Raw genomic sequence first — 18,448 nt, forward strand, 5'->3', positions numbered from 1 at the left:
CCATGCAGGTAACGCGCCGCCGCCGGAGTGACGAGAAGGGGCGTTCGGGCTCTCTCGGCAGACACGCCGGCAGACGGATACCCCTGGTGACGGCGGGCATCACCGTCCTCGCACTCGTCGCCGCCGGGGCCGCATTCGCCCAGACGCACCAGTTCGGCACCGACCAGGTCGGCCAGATCACCGACCGGGGTCAGGTCGTCTCCAGCGACCAGTACATCGCCCCGTACGGCGACCGGCTCGTCGTCGACAACGGGAAGATCATGTCGTCCTCGGCCAGCCCGGACGGCATGCACCTCGCGGCCTCGGTCACCGACGGCGGGAGCGCGCTCGCCGTAGTCGACCTGAAGAACTGGAAGGTGCAGCAACTCGTCAGCGCCGCCGCGTCCTCGAACCCGCGCCTCAGTGGCAACAGCGTTGGGCAGGAAGGCCCCACGTACTCGCCCGACGGTTCGCAGCTCTGGCTCGGCCAGACCGACGGATACACCAGGCTGACCGTGAACCCGGACGGCAGTGTCAGCAGTCCGACGTTCGTCCCGATCCCGGCGGACGGGCCCAAGCACGCGCTGGTGGGCGAGGCGGTGTTCTCGCCCGACGGCTCCACCGTCTACTCCGCGGTCAACGGACAGAACCGGGTGGTCGCCATCGACGCGGCGACCGGGACCGTCCGGCAGAGCTGGAGCGTGGGCAACGCCCCGCGCGACATGGTCCAGGTGGGCACCAAGCTCTACGTGAGCAACGAGGGCGGGCGTCCGGCGCAGGCCGGCGACACCACGATCAACTCCTACAACACCCAGGTGCCGGCCGACCCGGTCACCGCTGCCACCACCACCGGCACCGTCAGCGTCATCGACCTGGCCGACCCGGCCGCCGCCGTCGCGAGCATCCCCGTCGGCCTGCACCCCACAGCCCTGTACGCCAAGAACAAGGCGCTGTTCGTCACCAACACCGCCACCAACGACGTGTCGGTCATCGACACCGTCAAGGACCAGGTCGTACAGACCATCGCGACCCAGCCGTGGCCGGAGGCGTCGGTGGGGTACGAGCCCGACGGGGTGACGCTCACCGACGACGGTCGTCTGCTGGTGACGCTCGGCCGCGCCAACGCGGTGGCCGTCTACCGGTACCGGGCCCCGCAGGATCCGGTCCGTTACATCGGCCTGCTCCCGACGGACTACTTCCCCGCGGAGATCACCACCGTCGGCAAGGAGGTGGTGGTCTCCAACACCCGTGGCATAGACGCCCGTCGGACCATCAGCGGCACCGGGCACGGCACCCACGACACGACGTCGAGCGTGCAGCGGTTCACGCTCCCGGACGACAGCGTCATCAGGGCACAGACGGCCAAGGTCTTCCGGCAGAACGGCTGGACCCACGGTTCGGTCACCCAGTCCAAGGGCAGGGGCCACGCGAAGCCGGTGCCCGTCCCGCTGCGGCTCGGCGAGTCCTCGACGATCAAGCACGTCTTCCTGCTCGTCAAGGAGAACCGCACCTACGACCAGGTCCTCGGGGATGTCCCGGAAGGCAACGGCGACCCGTCGCTGGCGCAGTTCGGCGAGAACGTCACGCCGAACCAGCACGCGATGGCCGAGCAGTTCGGGCTGTACGACAACACGTACGACATCGGCACGAACTCCGCCGAGGGTCACAACTGGCTGATGCAGGCGGACGATCCGGAGTACACCGAGTCCTCCGCCGGTGAGTACGCGCGCAGTTACGACACCGAGGACGACGCCCTCGGCCACCAGCGCACCGGCTTCCTCTGGACCGGCGCGCAGGCGAAGGGGAACTCGGCGCGGGACTTCGGTGAGTTCCAGCAGTTCCTGACCAAGCCGGCGGACGCGAGCTGGCAGAACCTGTACTGCGACTCCAAGAACATGGCGTCGACGGGGCAGGACACCGCGTACACGCTGAACTCGTCCTCGCCGATTCCGTCGCTCAACGACGTGTCCGTGCACGGCTTCGCGAAGTTCGACACCAGCGTCCCGGACGTCTACCGGGAGGAGATCTGGAAGCGTGACTTCGAGAAGAACGGGCCGGCGAACCTGAACATGTTCTGGCTCTCCAGCGACCACACCGGCGGTCCGGCGAACGCGGCCGCCCAGGTCGCGGACAACGACCTCGCGACCGGCCGGATCGTCGACGAGATCTCGCACAGCAAGTACTGGAAGGACTCGGCGATCTTCGTCGTCGAGGACGACTCCCAGGCCGGTCTCGACCACGTCGACGGCCACCGTGCCCCGATCCAGATCATCAGCCCCTGGGCCCGGCGGGGCATCGTCGACAGCCACTACTACTCGCAGATCACGCTGATCCGGACCATCGAGCAGATCCTCGGGATCCACCCGATGAACCAGAAGGACAGCGCGGCCAGCCCGATGCGTGCGGTGTTCACCCAGCACCCGGACTACACGCCGTTCACCGCGCTGCCCAACCGGACCTCGCTGACCGACGGCCTCAAGACCCCGCCCTCCTGCGGCCTGGACACTCCCGCGCCGCAGGACCCCGCCGCGGCTCCCGTGCCGTCGGCGAAGGTGCCGGCGGACAAGCAGGCACTCGCGGCGAAGTGGGACACCTGGAAGTCGCACCAGCGGCTGACCGGGCCGAACGCCATTCCCGACTTCGCGAACCCCGCGCAGATGAACCACTTCACGTGGTACCAGACGCACGGGTGGACCAAGCCGTACCCCGGAGAGCACCAGATCTTCGCGCCGCAGGACGTGCCGGGCGCCTACCTCCCGGCGCCGGAGTCCGACGGCTGACGGCTGACAGCCGACATACGACAGCTGACGTAATGGCGTGACGCGATGGGCCGCCCGGATTCTCCGGACGGCCCATCGTGTTGTCCCACGCGTTGTCCTGCTGTCGTCTACCTCAGCCCGTGAAGCCGGCCGTGATCGACGTGAACTGCCACGTGTTCTGGCTGATACCGGAGCAGTTGCTCACCACGCCGCCGCCGGGGCAGGACCGGTCGCGGTTGACCGCCCAGTAGGCGAGCCGGGCGATGTGGTGGGAGTTCGACCAGTCACGGATCGAGGTCCAGATCGCCGGGGTGGTGTTCTCCTGCTGGTCGGACAGACCGTTCATGCCGGAGATACCGATGTGGGAGTAGGCCGTGGCGTCGTCCCAGCCGAAGGTCGACTTCAGCTTGGTCTTCAGCCCCTCGGCGGCGTTGACCGTGTTGCCGTACATGTCGGAGCCGCCGCCGAAGTCGAACGGCATGATGGTGAAGACGTCGATGTTGGCGTTCAGGGACTGCGCCTGCTCGATGAGCCGGTTGCCGTAGTAGGTCGGGCCGGTCGTCGAGGTGCCGAAGGTGACGATCGTCCTCAGGCCGGGGTTGTTGGCCTTGACGGTCTTCAGCGCGGTGAGGATCTTCGCCTGGACGGCTTCGTTCTCGAACTCGTCGGTGTTCTCGATGTCCATGTCGATCGCCTTGAGGCCGTAGGCGTCGATCACCTTCTGCAGAGCACCGGCGAGCGCGCTCGCCGAGGAGCAGTTGGCGCCGAGCTTGCTGCCCTGCCAGCCGCCGAACGACGGGACGATGTCACCGCCCGCGGAACGGATCTGGTTGATGGCCGTCTGGTCGACGCCGCCGGTCAGCGCACGGCTGCCGTCCCAGGCCGGGGTGCAGCCGCCGGAGTCCAGCACGAACGCCATCGTGAACCACTTGATGCCGGTCGCGCTCATCACCGTGGTCGGGTTCGGGGGATCGCCCCAGCCCTCGTACAGATAGGGAGCGGCCTGCTTGAAGCCGGTGCCGCCGCCCCCGCCGCCCGCGTCCGTCGTGACGTTCACGGAGTTGGAGGCCGCGGAGGTGTTCCCGGCCGCGTCCCGCGCCTTGACGGTGAACGAGTAGGCCGTGCTCGCGGACAGCCCGCTGACCGTGGCACTCGTGCCCGACACGCTGAGCAGCTGGTTGGAACCGCTGTAGATGTCGTACGCGGTGACGCCGACGTTGTCGCTCGACGCGCCCCACGACAGTGACACGCTGGAGGAGCTCTTGCCGGTGGAGGTCAGGTTGGTGGGCGCGGTCGGAGCCTGGGTGTCGGAACCGCCACCGCCGCCGCCGGGACCGTCCAGGCTGATGTCGTCCGCGTAGTAGGTGCCCTGCGCGTACCAGCCGTGGACGTAGATCTTGACGCTGGTCTGCGAGGCGCCGGTGGTGAAGGGCACGGTGAGCTGGCTGTACGCCGACGTGGACGTCGTCCAGTTCGAGGCACCGCCGTCCACACCGAGGTAGACGTAGCTGCCGCGGACCCAGCCCGAGAGGTTGTACGTCGTGTTCGGCTGGACCGAGACGGTCTGGGTGCACTGTGCGTTGTCGCTTGAACTCGCCGCCCCCGCAAGGGCTTTGGAGCCGCCGTGCACGGGGCTTGAGACGATCGAACCCAGGTTGCCGGAGCAGGACCAGGGGGAGAGGCTGCCCGTCTCGAAGCCGGGGTTGGACAGGATGTTGGCCGCCTGGGCCGTACCCGGCAGGGCGACCGCGCCGGCGAGGGCCAGCGCGGCCGTGCCCAGCAGGGCGAGGAAGCGATGTCTGGAACGTCTGAGCATGGTGATACGCACGCGGTCTCCCTGGAGAAATGGGGGTGTTCGGGAGTGCAGAGAGGTGCGCAACCAAGTTGGTATGGACCAATCCCGCTGTCAAGACGCTGAGCGAGAATTGGTCCAGACCGGTAAATGCGTAGGGACGGCCTAGGCGGGTGCGATGGCCGCGGTCGCGGCCGCGGTGGCCTGGGCGGAAACGACGGAGGCGGCCGCCTCGACAGGGGCGGACGACAACGCGGAAGCGGACTCCGTGATCGGCGCGGGTACCGCGGACAAGGTCGGCACGGGCGCGTCGGTCCGCTGCGGCGGCAGCGACACCGGGCGCACCGGACGCGGCCCCGAGACCACCGTGTAGTCCTGTCCGAGGAACGGCGGGACCACCTCGCCCGTCTCCTCGCCGAGCGCCAACTGCACAGCGGCCCAAGGGGCGTTGATCCCGCACTGGGAGAGCTGGTGCAGCCCGCCCGCCGGACGGGTGTTCACGTCCATCAGCACCGGCTCGTCGCCGTACATACGGAACTGGATGTTCGACAGATAGTGCAGCCCGAACGCCTCCGCGAGCAGCCGAGCGGGCTCGGTCCACGCCTCGTCGAGGGTGAATCCGCGGCGCCGCCCGTTCTTGGTGCGTCCGATCGCCATGCGGACCCGGCCGTCCGGGCCGGTGAGGCAGTCCACCGACACCTCCGGCTGTCCGAGGTGCGGCATCACCAGCCAGTCGACGGGCTCGTCGGCCGCGCGCAGTGCCTCCACGACCAGGTCCAGAGGCACATACGCGCTCGGGAACCCGTTGAGGTGCGTCAGGGAGAAGGGAGTGCGGGTGATCACCCGGAAGCCCACCCCGCCCGCTCCGGCCGCGGGCTTGAAGCAGGCCCGCTGACCCGCGGCCTCCAACTCCTCGACCGCGGCGACCAGTTCCTCCTCCGTGCGCACCCGCCACCACGGGGGTACCGGAATGCCCACGGCCTCGACGGCCTGGTACGCGGTGGCCTTGTCGTGGAAGACCGCGACCGCCTCCGCCGGGGGCGCCAGCAGCGCCGTACCGAGCGCCGCGAACTCGGCGCGCTGCGCGACGATGGCGTCCTGGTGCAGGACCGGCACGAACACGTCGATGGAACGGCGTGCGCACATGTCGAGGGCGTACTCGACGTAGGCGCGCGGCGACAGGCCCTCGGGCTCCGGCTCGGCGGTGTCGGCGGCGGCCAGTACGGGAGAGTCGGCGTCGCCGTGGGTGGCATGGATCTCGACCGCGCGGTGCTGCGGATTACTTCGCAGCTGATCCATGAAGAACACGTTCTCCGCGTACGTGCGGTTGAGCCAGACGCGTACGCGAGAGCCCATGCAAGCCACCTTTCACGGTTCGCGGGCACGGCGAAGCAGGCCGGGCCCGGCCAGGGGTAGGGGAGGTACACCGAGCCGTCGCACGCCAAGGCAGATTCGAGCGGTGGTGTTGGGGCGATCATAAGGGGCGCGGGACCCCGGTACTGCTACGGGGATGTTACGGATTCACCGACCTGCCCGCCGGGGCCTCCTTGTCCGGCGGCGGCCCGTGTGTTCTTGTGTTGACATTCGCTTTCCAGGGGGTGGCGCGTGCGGCGGACAGACGGCGGGGGCGGGAACCTGCTGGCCATCAGCGACCTGCACATCGGCTACCCCGAGAACCGCGCCCTGGTCGAGAACATGCGCCCCGAGTCGGACGACGACTGGCTTCTGGTGGCCGGTGACATCGGCGAGATCGTCGACGACATCCGGTGGACCCTGGAGACGCTCGCCGGCCGTTTCAGCAAGGTCGTCTGGGTGCCCGGCAACCACGAGCTGTGGACCCATCCCAAGGACCCCGTCCAGTTGCGCGGTGTGGCCCGCTACGAGCATCTGGTGGCCCTGTGCCGGGAGTTGGGCGTCACGACCCCCGAGGACCCCTACCCCGTCTGGGACGGCCCTGGCGGCCCCGCTGTCGTCGCGCCGCTCTTCCTGCTCTACGACTACTCGCTCCTGACCGAGGGCTGCGCCACCAAGGCCGAGGGGCTGGCGTACGCCCACGAGACCGGCATCGTCTGCACGGACGAGTACCTGCTCCACCCCGACCCCTATCCGAGCCGCGAGGCCTGGTGCCGGGCCCGGGTGGCCGAGACCGAGCGCAGACTCGCCGAACTCCCCGACGACCTGCCGATCATCCCGGTGAACCACTACCCGCTGGACCGTCACCCGATGGACGTCCTGTGGCACCCCGAGTTCGCCATGTGGTGCGGCACGCTGGCGACCGCCGACTGGCACCGCAGGTTCCGCGTCGAGACCATGGTCTACGGGCATCTGCACATCCCGCGGACCACGTGGCACGAGGGTGTCCGCTTCGAAGAGGTGTCGGTGGGCTATCCGCGAGAATGGCGTACGCGACCGGGACCGCCGGGCACGCTGCGCCGCATTCTGCCGATGGAGGTCAAAGCCGGTGATGGAGGAACTGCTTCCGGAGTCGGTCGTGGCCGTGGAGAGCCACGGTGACGACGCGGCCGAGGACGCGACCCTGTACCCCGAGGAGCTGGCGGTCCTGACGCGGGCCGTGGGGAAGCGGCGCCGCGAGTTCACCACCGTGCGTGTCTGCGCACGGCGTGCCATGGAGAAGCTGGGAGTGGCCCCGGGCCCCGTGGTGCCGGGCGAGCGTGGAGCCCCGCAGTGGCCGGCGGGGGTCATCGGCAGCATGACGCACTGCGAGGGCTACGGCGCCGCCGCACTCGCCCGCGCCACCGATCTTGCGTCCCTCGGCATCGACGCCGAACCCCACCTGGCGCTCCCCGACGACGTCCTGGACGCCGTCGCCCTCCCTGGCGAGTCGGACCGCATGGACCGCCTGGGCGCCCGAGCACCCGGTGTCCACTGGGACCGGCTGCTGTTCAGCGCGAAGGAGTCGGTCTACAAGGCGTGGTTCCCCCTCACCGGAATGTGGCTGGACTTCTTCGAAGCGGACATCGACATCTCCGTCGACCCGACGCCCGCCACCGACAGCCTCTCGGGAAGCCCCCGCCTCTCGGGCGGCTTCCGCGCCCAACTCCTGGTCCCGGGGCCGGTGGTGGACGGCGTTCGCGTCCAGGCCTTCGACGGCCGCTGGACCGTGCAGCGCGGGTTGGTCGCGACGGCGGTCACGGTGCCGAACACACGATCCGGTCCGGGGCCCGGTTCCGACGGCTGAACTGGCCGATGGGTAAGGGCCGTTGACGTTCGCGTAGCCACTTCGCGGCCGTCGTCGGCTCACCGCTCCCGTGTCGCGGGGACCGGGAGGAGAAACTGTGCCGGTTGCGTACCCTCGACACCGTGACGGACGACATCGCGGCAGACATCACGGCACCCATCACGAACGACATCGACACGCTGCTGGCCGCGTACGACGCACAGGTGCGAGGAGTGCTCCCGGTGCTGCCGGCCGGGGTCCGATGCGAACGGGACGGACCGCTCCTGCGCGTGGTCGGGTATTTCTGCGGTTTCGTCATCGCCCCGCGCGACCTCGGGCTGAGGGGTGCCGACCTGGACCGGCTGATCGTCCGGCAGCGCGACTACTTCGCCGGACGGGGTGAGGCGGTCGAGTGGAAGACCCGCAACCATGACATGCCGATGGACCTCACCGACCGCCTCCGAGCCGCCGGCTTCGTCCCCGGGAACCCGCAGACCGTGCTGATCGGACGTGCGGCCGACACGGCGACAGAGCCGGTGGTACCGGCCGGCGTCGTGCTGCGCCGTGTCGCGGAGGATGCCGACATCCGCCGGATCGCGATGATGGAGTCCACCGTGTGGGGCATGGACTGGCGCCAACTCCACGGCTTCCTGGGCGGACAGATCGCGGCGGCACCCGACGACCTCGCCGTCCTGGTCGCCGAGGCCGACGGCGAGGTCGTCTCCGCCGCGTGGCTGGTCATCAGCCCCGGAACGGCCTTCGCCGGGCTCCGGGGCGGTACGACAGTGCCGGCCTGGCGAGGCCGCGGAATCTACCGGGCGCTGATCGCGGCCCGAGCCGGACTCGCCGTGGCCCGGGGCGTCGAGTACCTGCATGTCGACGCGTCCGAGGACAGCGCCCCGACCCTCGAACGCCTCGGCTTCCAGGCCGCGACAACCGCGACGCCGTACGTCTGGACGCCCGGCGGCGCCTGATCGGGCCCGTGCCGTACGGCGGAGGCCGCAGGTGAACAAGAGGCCCATTATTGCTTCCGGAAATACTATCCGCGACCATTAATCCGGCGATCGCCGACGTCAATCCGCGGCCATTCATATATATTCTTCTTCACTAATTCGGCGCCGTCCGCAATAGCGTGTCAGGAAACGTCGGAACGGTCCTCTCCTGTTACTGTGCGGCTCTCGGAAATTGCCCAAAAGGGATCGAATACGCCAGTTGGCGGACAAGAATTTCTTTGCCGAATTCTGGCGTGGCTCGGTCGAGAGGATACGGACCATGCAGGACTTTTCTCGTCGTGGACTGCTCAAGGTGACGGCGGCTGCCGGTGCCGGGGCGGTCGTTGTCCCGGGCGTCACGGCCGCAGAGGCGCTGGGCGCGCATGCCGTCACCGACGTGGCCGAAGGCATGAAGTGCAGACCGGCGAAACTGACCGGCCGGATCGTCCGCCCGAACGACCCCGGGTACGCGGACGCGAGCCTCGGCTGGGACGAACTCTTCGTTCACTACCCGCTGGTCATCGTCTACGCCCAGGAGACCCAGGACGTGGTCAACGCCCTCACCTGGGCGCGGCAGCACGACGTCGCGCTGCGGGTGCGGAGCGGCGGCCACAGCCTCGAGGGCTGGTCGAACGTGGACAACGGCATCGTGATCGACGTCAGCGAGCTGAAGTCGGTCCACATCGACACGGCCACTCGTATCGCGACGGTGGGTGCCGGGCTCAGCCAGTCGGAAGCGGTGACCGCGCTCGCGGAAAAGGGCCTCGCGGTGACGACCGGAACGGAGGGCACCGTCGGCCTGTCCGGCGCGACGCTCGGCGGCGGCTTCGGCTTCCTCGTCCGCTACCTCGGCATGGCCTGCGACAGCCTTGTGGGTGCTGAGATCGTCATCGCAGCGGGTGCCGACTGCGCCAAGGTGATCAACGTGGATCTGAAGAACCACGAGGAACTGCTCTGGGCGCTCCGCGGAGCGGGCAACGGCAACTTCGGGATCGTCACGTCCCTCACCTACAAGGCGTCTCCACTCAAGAGTGTCGCCTATGTGACAGCGACTTGGACCGGCCTCAAGGACCTGCACAGGGTCTTCGAGGCGTGGCAGCACACGGCACTGGACGCCGATGACCGCCTCGGAACCCAGCTCGAGATCCACCGGGGCCAGATCCTGCTGTTCGGGGTTCTCGCGGAAGGGACGGAGGCGGAGGCGAAGGAGCTGCTGGACCCGATTCTGTCGGTGGGCAGTCCCGACGTCACGGCTCAAGTCGGCAACTGGGGCGATGTATTCGCCGGATTCCAGATTCCGACGGAGGACGAGCCGGCGAACTGGAAGTTCTTCTCGCAGTTCAGCTCCGAGCCGTTCCCGAGGAAGGCGATCAGCCTGATCGGCGAATTCATGCGAAAGGCTCCCACGGACGACAGCAACTTCTTCACCCAGGCCTTCGGCGGGGCGGTCAGAAGGAGCCCCCGCGGTGGCACGGCATTCCCGCACCGCGACGCACTCTTCTACTCCGAGCCCGGCGCCGGCTGGGGGACCCGTGGACAGGCGGGCAGCGGTGACGAGCTCACCGCACAGGCGCAGGCCTGGATCGCCGAGTTCAGCCAGGCACTGCGGCCCTATGTGAACGGCGCCTACGTCAACGTCCCGAACATCGGCATGCAGGACTGGGAAACCGCCTACTGGGGCGACAACTTCGACCGGCTGCGCAGGGTCAAGGCCAAGTACGACCACCGCAACGTCTTCCAGTACGAGCAGAGCATCCCGCCGGCGTCCCGCTGACGGACGGGGCGGTCCGACGAAGGAATTCCGGCGCAGACGAAGGAATTCCGACAGCGGAACGAAGAGATGTCACGTCGGCGGGTGCACCAACCGGGCACCCGCCGACGTGAGTTCTGCGCTTGGTCATTCGTACCAAGGCCCGGAGAGCGGCCCGCGCGTGGTCGTCGCCGGAACTCCGGGTATGACGCTGCCCTTTTCGAGGTCGCCCCGGATGTGCAAATAGAGAGAGGGAGTCGGCAACCCGACGGTCTGAATCCAGCCCTTGCCGCGCACGTGTCCCGCAGCCGTCAACTCCTCGGCTTGCCCGTCCGGGGCCACGCTCTTCGCGTAGCTTTGGCAGATCGTCTCGCCGCTGTCGGCGAAGGTGTAGCGGGCGGCGTAGGCATAGCCCTCGTGGAGCCAGACGTACAGCACGATCGGCTTCTCCACGACCGTGCGGAACCATTCGGCGGTGATTTCGGCGAGCAGCTCCGTGGGGCCCGTGGCATCGAGCGCCCAGGCGCTGGGACGATCCGGGAGCAGGAACAACTGGTTGTGCAGACGATCACCCCGGACGCGGTCACCGACCAGGTGCACGCCCGGATTGACGAGGTTCAGTCGAGGCCCCGCTCCGTCGGACAAGCTGACATACGCGAGCAGTTCTTCCCAGCTGTCCGGACGCCCGACCTCGCCGACGACATCCGCCGGCGCCCAGGCCCCGCAGTGCCCGCTCAGCGCGGATACGAAGGCTCTCTCGGCGTCGTCGAACTCGAAGTCGTCGTCCGGATCATCGATCTCGAACCAAGCACGCGTTGTCATGGAACGGACTTTATGGCGGCGTCCGCACCGACCGCACAAGCTTTTTCAGCGGGCGGCGAGGGGCGAGGTGCGCACTCCAAGGCACCCCGGCACGACGCGAAGCCGTGACGGTGCGCCGCGGTCATTCCGAAGCCTGTTCCGCAGAGTTCCAGGAGCCCTGGTGGAGGTCGGAGCGGCGCCCGTCGCGGGTGCGGAGCCGCTTGAACCGATGGAGCCGGCGAAGATCCGCTCCACCTCCCACCTCGTCGGGTGACGTCGAGCCGGTCGCCCCCAGCGACTCGGACAGTCGGCGGGGGCCCGGTCCTCGCTCCCTGTCTCACGTCCAGTCCGGTTCCGGGCACCAGGAATGCAGTAGATCGAAGAACGCCTCCTCGTTGCCCGCGAGGCCGGCCGCCTTCAGGGCCCGCTCCGCCTCCGCGAGTACGGCGGGCGGGACCATGGGTGGTCGGCCTCCGTCCGGCGGGCCGTCGAAAGCTGCTCGTACCGTCTGGAGGAGGCGGAGGTAGGCCTGCACGGCGGCGCGTTCGTGTTCGGTCAGTACGGCGGTCGGCATCGGACGGCTCTCCCGGGTCGGCTTGTCGTGGCACTGGTCCTGACCCCAGCTTGCCGTCCGCCACTGACAATCCGGTTTCGGTCCGCGGCGGTTCGCCCGCTTAGCGGAGGCGAAACCTCACGGAAATCCCTTGTGGAACAGGAGCCCTACGCTGGAGACGAGAGCTGGGGCCGCCTGCCGGACGGCCCCGAAGCCGCCATTCCGGCGGTTCGGGAGCCGCCTTCGCGGCGGCCTGGGAACGGGAGGTCGGCCCGTGGTCGACGTACAGTCTCGGAAGCCGCGGCCCACCCCGCGGCTGCGCTCGGTCGGTGACGGAGAACTGCGCCTGCACCACCGTGTCGTGCACGGCTACCGGCGCGCCTACCGGATGGCCGGTGAGGGCCCGGCGCTCGTCCTGATCCACGGCATTGGCGACTCCTCCGCGACATGGGCGGAGTTGATCCCCGACCTCGCCCGCACCCACACCGTGATCGCCCCCGACCTGCTCGGCCACGGCGCGTCCGACAAACCGCGCGCCGACTACTCGGTGGCCGCCTACGCCAACGGCGTGCGCGATCTGCTGGCCACGCTCGACATCGAGTCCGCCACACTGGTCGGCCACTCGCTGGGCGGGGGAGTGGCGATGCAGTTCGCCTACCAGTTCCCCGAGCGCACCGAGCGGCTGATCCTGGTCAGCGCGGGCGGCGTCGGGGGCGAGGTCAACCCCGTCCTGCGCGCCGTGTCGCTCCCGGGTGCCCATCTGATGCTCTCCATGCTGCAACTGCCCGGTATGCGCCTCCATGTGGGTCTCTTCTTACGTCTGATGCATCTGCTCGACACCGATCTTGCCCAGGACGCGCCGGAGTTGCTGAACCTCGTCGACGCGCTGCCCGACGCGACCTCCCGCAGCGCGTTCATCCGGACGCTGCGTGCCGTCGTCGACTGGCGCGGCCAGGCGGTCACGATGCTCGACCGCTGCTATCTCACCGAGGGCATGCCCACCATGCTGCTCTGGGGAGACCGGGACAGCGTGGTGCCGGTGCGGCATGCCCACGGGGCGCACGAGGCCATGCCCGGCAGCCGCCTGGAGATCTTCGAGGGGGCCGGTCACTTCCCCTTCCACAGCGATCCGGCGCGTTTCCTCGCCCTGGTCGAGGAGTTCACGACCACCACCAGTCCGGCCGACTGGAGCCGCGAGAACTGGCGGGAGCTGCTGCGCGCCGGGCGCCCGGGCACGGCGGCGGGGCAACCGGACACCGTCCAGAACCGCGCGGTGGAGAGGGACTTGCGCGAGGCGAGCGAACGCAGCGCGACCTGAGGTCCGGACGGGGGGCGCCGATGATGCAGGACCCACCCCCGGGCTGCCCCCGGGGCCCGCTCGCGGCATGGCATCCGGTGCCGGCACACCGTACCGACGCACGGTGCCCGCTCACGGTGCGGCCCCCCGGCGTGGGCTCCCCTTGCCCTATGCGCTGTCAGCACCAGGCGGGGCGGCGGCGCACAGTGTCGGCCACGCGGCGCCCGCCATGGCTAACCCGCCGGCTCGCGGGTGTCGCTCCCCGATCTGGTCGTGGCGTGTCCTCGGGCGGCCGCGACCACGGGTGACCGGCGCAGTGCGCTGGACATCCGCACGAGGTCGCGGGGGCCGTCCGTGTGCGCGAACGGCGAGCCGGCCGCGGGCGGTTCGGCCGCCGCCTCCGCCGCGCTGATGACGCGGCCCTCCGGGTCGGCGGCCCTGGCCCGCACCGCGACCGTCACCATCGCGGCGTCCGCCTCGGCATGTGCCTCGGCGGGGGAGGAGCCCGCGGCGACCGCGGCGCGGTATGCCCGGGAGCGCACCTCGGCGTCGAAGTAGGGGTAGAGGCTCAGCATGCCGTCGTGGATGTCGGACTCCCGCTGGGTGACCTGGAGTTCGGCGGGCGACCACCAGGAGATCCGCACCGCGCGGTCCTCCGGTACGGAAACCGGCCTCAGTTCGCGCCACAACGGCCCGAGTCTGCGATAGGTCGACCACGTGTTCCAACTGTCCCCGATGCGCCGCCAGGCCAGCGGAAGGCAGAAGCCGACGGCGGTGATCTGGGCGCCGGCCGAGGCCAGCAGGGGCGCCACATTGGTGCTCAGGCCGTCGAGGTCCGCGTCGTTCCAACGGGCCACCACGGCCGTGAACTTGGCGGCGGAGTAAGGGATGTTGCACAGGGAGCCGAAGGCGATGATCACCAGTCCGGCGCGCAGCCGGCCGCGCACCTGGATCGCCCAGCGCCAGCACATGACGTTCATCGCGACACCGGCGACGGTGAGCGACGCGAGATAGAGCACGATCATCTCGCGGATGAAGGGAGTGTTGGCGTAGTAGGTGTCGAGGTCCCGCAGCCGTTCGACGGGAGCGTCTCCGAGGGTGAACAGGGCGATCAGTGCCACGGCGACGACGGTGTACCCAAGGATCCAGCGGCGTGACAGCCGGCGGGTCACCTCGGGCGGTCCGCCGCGCCAGTTGATGATCAGTACCAGACAGGAAGCGCTGTACGCACTCAACAGGCAGTAGACCAGGGGGGCCGAGACGTTGGGTATCCCGGTGATGTCGTTGACCGCGGCGATGGTCGGCGGGGCCGCGAAGAGGAACACCAGGCCCGCGAGGGCGAGCAGCACGCCCACGGAGCGCAGCAGCGGGTCGCGCCAGCCGCGCAGCAGCGCGGGCCCTTTGAAGGCGATCGCGGCGCCCATGGCGACGGCCGGGGTGTAGTAACTGGATCCGTCCATGGCGCCAGGACCTTCAGCCCCGCGGCCCGCGACAGCCCAGGGACGCTTCGATGCGGCCGGCCAGACCGTGCCGCTGCACCGGGCCGCGCAGCGAGGAACCGGCCAGCCAGGTGCGGCACTTGCTGGCGAGCAGCAGACCGAAGCTCTCGGCCTCCTGCTCGTCGGCGAGGTCGAAGCGGGTCCGCGCGGCCACTTTCAGGACGGTGGCCTGAAGGTCCGCGCTGTCGCTGAGTAAGCGTGCCGCGACGGCCGCGCCGTCGACGTGATGGCTGCAGTGCCCTGCCTTCATGTGCCACAACTCGTGGCCGAGAATGACCAACTGGTGGTCGGGCGCGGTGCGTTCCTCGATGACGACGAGGTCCTGTTCGGCCATGTCGAGCCACAGGCCGCTGGCGGTGCCGGGCGGGAAGGCGGCCGTCCGGAACTGGACGGGACGGCCACGGCGTCTGCTCATCGCGCAGCACAGCGCGGTGTAGAGGTCGGCGGGTGCCGCCGGCGCCGGGAGCGAGAGCTCCGAGACCAACTCGCCGCACAGGCGGCGCATTTCCCTTCCGATGCCCACTGATCTCCCCCGGCTCACGACTCTGGCCGTTTGACGCTCTCCAGGAGCATGTCCAGCCATTCCGCGACCTTGTCCCGGTGCTGGTCGGTGGGCAACTGTGCGGCCCGCCAGGCGATTCCGCGGACGCCGTGGTCGAGGAGCAGTCGCTCCAGCGGATCGCGGGCGACGGAGACCGCCGCGCGTTCGCGGTCGGCGAGTCGTTGCAGGAGTTCCTGTTCCGAGCGCTGGAGGGCGCCTATGAGCGCTTCGGAGTCCTCGGCCGTGAGGAATCCGGCGTGCACCCGGAAGAAGCGCTGGATGGCGTCGCAGTGCTCCATGGTGGGGCGCCGGTCGCCGTTGATGAGGGCGCCCGCCTGCTGGCGCGACATGCCGGCGCCGTCCGCGATCTCCTGCTGGGTGTAGCGGCGGCCGTTGGGCTTGAGCCGGGTGCGGCGCAGCAGGTCCAGGCGCTGCAGGAACCGTGCCTGCAGGTCGGGTTCCCCTGCGGGGCGGCCGTTGAGCAGGGCCCTCGCCACGGGTTCGGGGACGCCGGACTCGGCCGACAGCCGCCGGACGTCGAAGACTTCGGCGTGCAGCACACCGAGCCGGTCGGCGAGTGCGGTGACCCTGGCCACGACGGCCTGCAGCAGAACCGTCGCCGTGGCGCACGGAACCTCGAAGCCATCCGTCACCGACAGATCTCCTACGTCTCTCTCAGGTGGCTCTCACGAAGCTCGGGAACCATTGTGGACACGAAGGTCAGAAACCATCCCGGCGGGAAGACCGGGGACCTACCGGAGCGTAGCCCCTCGCTCGAACTCACATCCAGGTCTCGCCACAACTGTGGCGAGATTCAGCCGTCAACAGGCGCCAAATGCCACGATAGTTGACACGCCTGTCCCCTGGGCAGCAGGATCGGGGCGCCGCGTGAAGGCCGCAGAGGCAAGAGGGGTGACCTCCCGATGGCGTACCAGGCAGGAAGGCAGCGGTCCCAGCCGCGACCTGTCCCCGAGAGTCTCGAAGCGCAGGCGTACCTCCAGGACTACGCCACGCTGCTCGAGGCTGTCCCCTTCCCCTCCGTCGTCTTCGACCACCGCTGGGACGTCGTTCTGGCCAACGCCGCGTTCGAGACACTTTTTGACGGCGTCGGCCCCCATCCGACCGCCATGCCGGGCGACAATTTCCTGCGCTTCGTCCTGTTTCATCCGGACGCGGGGTCGATCCTCGGTGACCACGAGTCGAGTTGGTGCCTGCCGATGCTCGCGCATTTCGCGGCGGCGGTGGAGCGGAACGGCCAGGACCGCGGACTCCAGTCGATCCGCCGGGACATCGCCCAGGACCCGATCATGGACGCCGCCTACCGGCACGGCCTTCCGCACTGGATCGAGGCGGTCGGCCCGCGCGCGGTCGAGCACGACGGCGCGGTGCGCCCACTGGTCCACCCCGACCCGCGCTGGGGCAGCACGGACTGCCGGATCGTCGACGACACGCCCAAGTCCCTTCAGGGCATGGGCTATACGCGGATGACCCTGGTGCTGCGCGAGTCGGTCCGGCCGGTCGCGGGCGGACCGCGCAAGGCCCGCAAGACACGCAACGGCGCGGCGGAGCTGCGGGCGGTGTGACCTGGAGGGACTCGGGGCGGCCCGTGCCGGTCTCTTCGAGCAGGGTTCTTCGCCGGTCCCGTGCCCCGCGCGCGCCGGGTCCGTTCAGTCGGCCGGCATCACGAGGACGAGGGGCACCCCGTCGCAGGGGACGAGCCGCAGGTCCTCGTGGCGCGTGCTCCGGGCCGCCGCCAGCACGGCCGCGAAGTCCGGTCCCTTGGTGAGTGATCCGGCCAGATGGGCCGGGTCGGCGGACGCGGCCACGCGGCCCCGGGCGTTCACCAAGTAGGCGGCTCCGGGCAGCCGTTGGAGGAGCGGGACGACCGCGCCCTCGAAGTGCCGCAGATAGACGTCGGCCGCGGCGACCCCCACGAAACGGCCCTCCACGTGGACCGGTGCGGACAGGGTCAGGCTGTACTCGTCGGAGCAGAGGTAGTCGACATAGGGCCCGGCGACCGCGCGCTGCCCCGTGTCGCGGGGGAGGGCGAACCAGTCCCAGTGCGTGTAGTCCGAGTACGCGGAGTGCGCCGGATCCAGGTCGAGCAGCAGCGGTCGTACGCCTCCGTCGGAGCCCTGCTGCCACCATTCCAGCCACGCCGGTACGTCACTGAGCAGGCCCGGTGCCGCCACGAAGCCGACGCCCGACACCAGCTCCTGCCGGGTGAGCCGCAGATGCAGCCCCGGGCGCAGTGCCGCCAGATCCACCGTCGCGGGGCGGCGCCCCTGCGCGGCGACGCGGGTGAGCAGCGTGGTCGTATCGGCCCGGGTGTCGGCGACCGCGCCGAAGACGGCCTCCAGGGTGCCGCGGACCCGCGCGGCGACGGCCTCCTCGGCGGTGGCGTCAAGCGTTGCCGTCGCGCCGACCGGGCCGGGCCTCCTGCTCATGGGTGCCCTCCAGTGGACGCCTGCCTGAAGCGGCGCGCGGCATCGCGAGGCGGAGGGTGATGAGCCGCGCCGTCGAGTCCTGTACGCACCGCTCGGCCAGTGCTCTGGCCGAATCGTGGGCCCCATCTTGCACGGCCGAGATTACGGAGCGGTGACGGTCTGCGACTTCTTCACGATATTGGTCGTCCCCGAGCACGAGGCACATCAGGGCGCCCACCTCCGTCTGGAGCACGACCTGCTCACGGGTCAGCCGGGCGGACTGCGCCGCCGCGGCGAGCTCGACATGGAAGCGGCCGTAGACCCGGCTGCGGGCGGCGGCGTCCTCGGCGGCCCCCAGGTCGTCCAGAGTGCGCCGCAGCGCCTTGAGGTCGTCCGGTTCCGTCCGCTGCGCCGCGAGCCGGGCGGCCGCTCCGGACAGCGCGGCCCAGTGGTCGCCCAGGTCGCGCAGTTCCTCGGTGCTCCAGCCGGCCAGCCGGGCCAACAGCCGCTCCTCGCCCGGCACTTCGGGCAGTGACACGAAGCTGCCGCCGCCGCGCCCGCGCCGCGTGGTGACCAGTCCCTGCTGGCGCAGGGCCATGAGGGCCTCGCGCAGGGTGACCGTGGACACGCCGAGCTGCCCGGCCAGCTCCATCTCTCCGGGCAGCTGCTCGCCGTCGGCGAGCAGCCCGAGCTCGATGGCGTCGCCGATCCGGTGTACGACCGTCTCGACGCGCGCGCGGTTGTCCACGGGAGTGAAGACGGCTCTGCGGACGCCGTCGCCCCTGTGTTGCTTCACGGTCACCACCTTGTGCGTTGACTCAACCTTTACTCTAAGGGGGTCTTGAAGTTTGAACTATGGCTTCATATCTTTCCGGTCAGTG

The 18,448-nt window shown here is 69.6% G+C and carries 16 protein-coding genes; 7 read left to right on the top strand and 9 right to left on the bottom strand.

Translation table 11 applies throughout. The annotated features are described in order from the left end of the window. Positions 1-2 precede the first annotated feature (2 nt). A complete protein-coding gene (locus ACZ4N5_RS07970; protein WP_467756233.1) occupies positions 3-2,759 on the top strand; it encodes a bifunctional YncE family protein/alkaline phosphatase family protein in 2,757 nt (918 codons plus the stop codon). A 112-nt stretch (positions 2,760-2,871) separates the two neighbouring features. Here the strand turns inward: ACZ4N5_RS07970 and ACZ4N5_RS07975 are convergent, their stop codons facing one another. Together ACZ4N5_RS07975 and ACZ4N5_RS07980 are read right to left on the bottom strand one after the other, a co-directional pair. Next, a complete protein-coding gene (locus tag ACZ4N5_RS07975; protein ID WP_467756321.1) occupies positions 2,872-4,554 on the bottom strand; it encodes a carbohydrate binding domain-containing protein in 1,683 nt (560 codons plus the stop codon). Positions 4,555-4,695: 141 nt separating this feature from the next. Then, entirely contained in the window at positions 4,696-5,886 is a 1,191-nt protein-coding gene (locus ACZ4N5_RS07980; protein WP_467756234.1) for an ATP-grasp domain-containing protein, read from the bottom strand. Between the two features lie 249 nt (positions 5,887-6,135). Here ACZ4N5_RS07980 and ACZ4N5_RS07985 point away from each other — a divergent pair, with 249 nt between their 5' ends. From ACZ4N5_RS07985 to ACZ4N5_RS08000, 4 genes are all read left to right on the top strand, one after another. Next, positions 6,136-7,044, top strand: a complete 909-nt coding sequence (locus tag ACZ4N5_RS07985; protein WP_467756235.1) for a metallophosphoesterase family protein — start codon at positions 6,136-6,138, stop codon at positions 7,042-7,044. After that, complete coding sequence (locus ACZ4N5_RS07990; RefSeq protein WP_467756236.1) at positions 6,992-7,729, top strand: 4'-phosphopantetheinyl transferase family protein; 738 nt, start codon at positions 6,992-6,994, stop codon at positions 7,727-7,729. Before ACZ4N5_RS07985 ends, ACZ4N5_RS07990 begins: the two co-directional genes overlap by 53 nt. Before the next feature lie 122 nt (positions 7,730-7,851). Then, the gene (locus tag ACZ4N5_RS07995; protein ID WP_467756237.1) at positions 7,852-8,682 is read left to right on the top strand and encodes a GNAT family N-acetyltransferase; all 831 of its coding nucleotides are present in this window, start codon (positions 7,852-7,854) and stop codon (positions 8,680-8,682) included. Positions 8,683-8,980: 298 nt separating this feature from the next. Beyond that, positions 8,981-10,474: an FAD-binding oxidoreductase gene (locus tag ACZ4N5_RS08000; protein ID WP_467756238.1), complete on the top strand. Its 1,494-nt coding sequence runs from the start codon at positions 8,981-8,983 to the stop codon at positions 10,472-10,474. A 123-nt stretch (positions 10,475-10,597) separates the two neighbouring features. Here the strand turns inward: ACZ4N5_RS08000 and ACZ4N5_RS08005 are convergent, their stop codons facing one another. Both ACZ4N5_RS08005 and ACZ4N5_RS08010 read right to left on the bottom strand, forming a co-directional pair. After that, positions 10,598-11,272: a hypothetical protein gene (locus ACZ4N5_RS08005; protein ID WP_467756239.1), complete on the bottom strand. Its 675-nt coding sequence runs from the start codon at positions 11,270-11,272 to the stop codon at positions 10,598-10,600. A gap of 316 nt (positions 11,273-11,588) precedes the next feature. Then, complete coding sequence (locus ACZ4N5_RS08010) at positions 11,589-11,825, bottom strand: hypothetical protein (protein ID WP_355854623.1); 237 nt, start codon at positions 11,823-11,825, stop codon at positions 11,589-11,591. 253 nt (positions 11,826-12,078) lie between these two features. Between ACZ4N5_RS08010 and ACZ4N5_RS08015 the strand changes: the two genes are divergently transcribed. After that, complete coding sequence (locus ACZ4N5_RS08015; RefSeq protein WP_467756240.1) at positions 12,079-13,122, top strand: alpha/beta fold hydrolase; 1,044 nt, start codon at positions 12,079-12,081, stop codon at positions 13,120-13,122. A 212-nt stretch (positions 13,123-13,334) separates the two neighbouring features. Here the strand turns inward: ACZ4N5_RS08015 and ACZ4N5_RS08020 are convergent, their stop codons facing one another. The 3 genes from ACZ4N5_RS08020 to ACZ4N5_RS08030 are packed head-to-tail and all read right to left on the bottom strand — an operon-like array spanning position 13,335 to position 15,794. Further along, positions 13,335-14,561, bottom strand: coding sequence for an MAB_1171c family putative transporter (locus tag ACZ4N5_RS08020; RefSeq protein WP_467756241.1), 1,227 nt, complete (start codon positions 14,559-14,561; stop codon positions 13,335-13,337). Positions 14,562-14,574: 13 nt separating this feature from the next. Continuing rightward, on the bottom strand, positions 14,575-15,105 hold the full coding sequence (locus ACZ4N5_RS08025) for a toxin-antitoxin system, toxin component (RefSeq protein WP_467756322.1): 531 nt from the start codon (positions 15,103-15,105) through the stop codon (positions 14,575-14,577). Between the two features lie 32 nt (positions 15,106-15,137). Further along, complete coding sequence (locus ACZ4N5_RS08030) at positions 15,138-15,794, bottom strand: helix-turn-helix domain-containing protein (protein WP_467756242.1); 657 nt, start codon at positions 15,792-15,794, stop codon at positions 15,138-15,140. Positions 15,795-16,064: 270 nt separating this feature from the next. Here ACZ4N5_RS08030 and ACZ4N5_RS08035 point away from each other — a divergent pair, with 270 nt between their 5' ends. Continuing rightward, positions 16,065-16,724, top strand: a complete 660-nt coding sequence (locus ACZ4N5_RS08035) for an MmyB family transcriptional regulator (RefSeq protein ID WP_467756243.1) — start codon at positions 16,065-16,067, stop codon at positions 16,722-16,724. A gap of 84 nt (positions 16,725-16,808) precedes the next feature. Here the strand turns inward: ACZ4N5_RS08035 and ACZ4N5_RS08040 are convergent, their stop codons facing one another. Beyond that, positions 16,809-17,588, bottom strand: coding sequence for a PDC sensor domain-containing protein (locus ACZ4N5_RS08040; RefSeq protein WP_467756244.1), 780 nt, complete (start codon positions 17,586-17,588; stop codon positions 16,809-16,811). Continuing rightward, positions 17,545-18,363 (bottom strand): FadR/GntR family transcriptional regulator, encoded by an 819-nt coding sequence (locus tag ACZ4N5_RS08045; protein WP_467756245.1) that lies wholly within the window; start codon positions 18,361-18,363, stop codon positions 17,545-17,547. Before ACZ4N5_RS08045 ends, ACZ4N5_RS08040 begins: the two co-directional genes overlap by 44 nt. Positions 18,364-18,448 lie beyond the last annotated feature (85 nt).

Source organism: Streptomyces sp. NPDC026500 (assembly GCF_055567635.1).